The 2,671-nt window shown below is 37.7% G+C and carries 3 protein-coding genes; all 3 read right to left on the reverse strand.

Annotated elements, in window-relative coordinates; translation table 11 throughout:
- Positions 1–1,326: cobyric acid synthase (locus tag QXQ25_06520; protein MEM0161356.1), on the reverse strand; the 1,326-nt coding region annotated here is incomplete at its 3' end.
- Positions 1,311–2,285, reverse strand: a complete 975-nt coding sequence (locus tag QXQ25_06525; protein MEM0161357.1) for an aminotransferase class I/II-fold pyridoxal phosphate-dependent enzyme — start codon at positions 2,283–2,285, stop codon at positions 1,311–1,313. The genes QXQ25_06525 and QXQ25_06520, both read right to left, overlap by 16 nt.
- Positions 2,260–2,671: cobalamin biosynthesis protein (locus tag QXQ25_06530; protein MEM0161358.1), on the reverse strand; the 412-nt coding region annotated here is incomplete at its 5' end. The genes QXQ25_06530 and QXQ25_06525, both read right to left, overlap by 26 nt.

Genomic DNA, 2,671 nt, shown 5'->3' on the forward strand with positions numbered 1-2,671 from the left:
ATTAATTAACAGTTCTGTAAACTCCAAATTTTCAAACAATCCATGAAAATATGTGCCTATCACATTATTTTCATAAGAGCCATCAAATCTTGCAATATATCTATCATTTACTCTGTAAATTTTAGAAAAATGAGTTTTTGAGCTAGTAACACCGTTATGAATCTCATATCCTTTTATCTTCATATTCTCAAATTTCGGTGCAATTACAGTTCCATATATCACGTTTGTATTTTTAACCATGCCAAATACGGTCTTTGAATCTAATATCCCAACACCTGCAACCTTTCCTTTTTTCGATTCTACGTTATCAACTATGTATTTGCCAAGCATCTGGTACCCACCGCATATGCCTATTATCATTGTTCCATTTTTCTTTTCTTCTTTCAAGACCTCATCAAGTCCCTGCTCTTTCAGCCATGTCAGGTCAGGCACAGTGAGCTTTGAGCCTGGAACAATGATCAGGTCTGAACCTCTCAAATGTTCTGGATTGTCTACGTATCTCAATCCCACATCATCAACATGCTCAAAAACATTGAAATCCGTGAAATTGGAAATGTTCGGGATCTTGATCACAGATATTCTGGTAGCTCCATCTTTGTTTGGCCAAGATCTCAGAGAGTCTTCGTCAGGTATTGCATGCGAGATGTAAGGGATGGTACCTAACACCGGAATATGATATTTATTTTCTAAAAACTCAAAGCCCGGATAAAGTAAAGATTCATCACCCCTAAACTTGTTTATAATGATTCCTATCATATTTTTTCGGTCAATGAGCTCTAGAGTGCCGACAATGCTCGCAAATGCGCCACCACGATCTATGTCTGCGACCAGCACTATCTTTGCACCAATATCATTTGCAAATTTCAGGTTTGCAATATCATGTGCCAGATTTATCTCTGCAGGAGAGCCAGCACCTTCAATAACTATCATTTCATGCTCATTTTGCAGCTTTTCGAACGCATTTTTCGCGGTTTTGTAAACCTCATCTTTTTCCATGTTCATGTATTTCTTTGCGGTCACAGTCTTATAATGCTTTCCCAAAAGCACTATATGAGTTCTGTCATTTTCCGGTTTCAATAAAATGGGATTCATCAATACTGTTGGCTCTACCCTTGCCGCTAATGCTTGCAGATACTGTGCGTAAGCCATCTCTCCATCGCGCACTGCTATTGCATTCAAAGACATATTCTGCACTTTAAAAGGTGCAACATCTATGCCCATATCTGCAAATATGCGGCACAGAGCAGTTACAACTATAGATTTTCCAGCTCCTGAAGCGGTTCCTACAACCATGATAGGCACATATTTTTTCAAAATCTCAACCATCCTGGTATGCTGGGCTCAAACTTTTCTAGCTCTTCTATTAAAATACTGTTTTCGTTTTTTTTCTTTATTGAAAAGCGGATGCAACAGTTCAGTCCGAAAGAACTGCAGTTTCTGACAAGTATATTTTTCTTTTTTAATTTTTCACTTACATCACTTGCATTTTTAACATCTGCAATAAAATAGTTTGAGTCGGTTTTTAAGTTTAAACGCGTTTCTAATCTTTTTCGTTCTCTTGCAATTTTCGGAATGGTGGTAGCTAGGTACTCTGAGTCATCAACAATCGCTTTAACTACAGAGCAGCCTAGTGCACCAATGCTCCAGGGCATTCTGAACTTTCGTATCTGTGCCGCAATGTCAGGATCTGCAATAGCATAGCCAGTTCTTATCCCTGCAATATTATAAGATTTGGTAAATGATCTCAGTATTATCATGTTCTCATAGTACTTTTTGTCTGGTTTTTCTACAAAGTCTATAAATGCCTCATCTACTATCAAATAACTATTGTTTTTTGCGTTGTCTTCTGCCAGCTCTTTCAAGAACCGGTAATATTTGCCGGTCGGATTGTTAGGATTTGAAAAATAGAGTATCTCATCGTGCAGTTTCAAGTCTTCAAATTCAGGATCTGGATTATTTATATATCTTATTTTCATATCAAACAATTTTGCAACACGAGCGTATTCTCCGTACGTGCTTTTTAACATTACTGCAGTTTTGCCCTTGAAAAAATATGAGACCATGTTCAATAGCTCTGTCACTCCTGCGCCTATGACCACCTCTCTCTCTATTTCAAATCTTTTTTTAATCTCTTTTTCCAGCATGTTCTCACAGTATGGATATCTCTCAAATTCTGCTGATTTTATGGCTTTTTTTACAAATCTAGGAGCATACGGATTGCTTGAATATGAAAAATCCAGGTACTCGCGCTCATCTTCTCTAGCTCCACCATGATATACTTCCATTCATGCTCACCAATATAATAAGTACTATAAAAACAAAGAGGTATGAAAAAAATGCAATGTACTCGATCGCGTGTTTTAAATCTTTTCTCTCAGGATCTCTAGCACCCGGAATCTTATAGTATCCTGGCTTTTCAAGCGTAAGATTTAAAAGTGCTGCAAAGCCAGCAATAGAATACATTCCATTTATCTTCAGCTTTCTGTACGCTCTGTAATTATTCAATACTTTTCTTCTCGAATAAAGTATCAAAAATGCGCCGAGTATGCGCGCAGGTATGAAGTTCAGCACATCGTCTGCACGTGCGGCAAACTTGCCAAAATACTCGTATTTTTCAGACCTGTACCCGATCATGGCATCTGCAGTATTTATGATCCTGTATATTACTGCG

The organism is Thermoplasmata archaeon, assembly GCA_038729465.1.
Taxonomy (GTDB): Archaea; Thermoplasmatota; Thermoplasmata; order Thermoplasmatales; family ARK-15; genus JAVRLB01.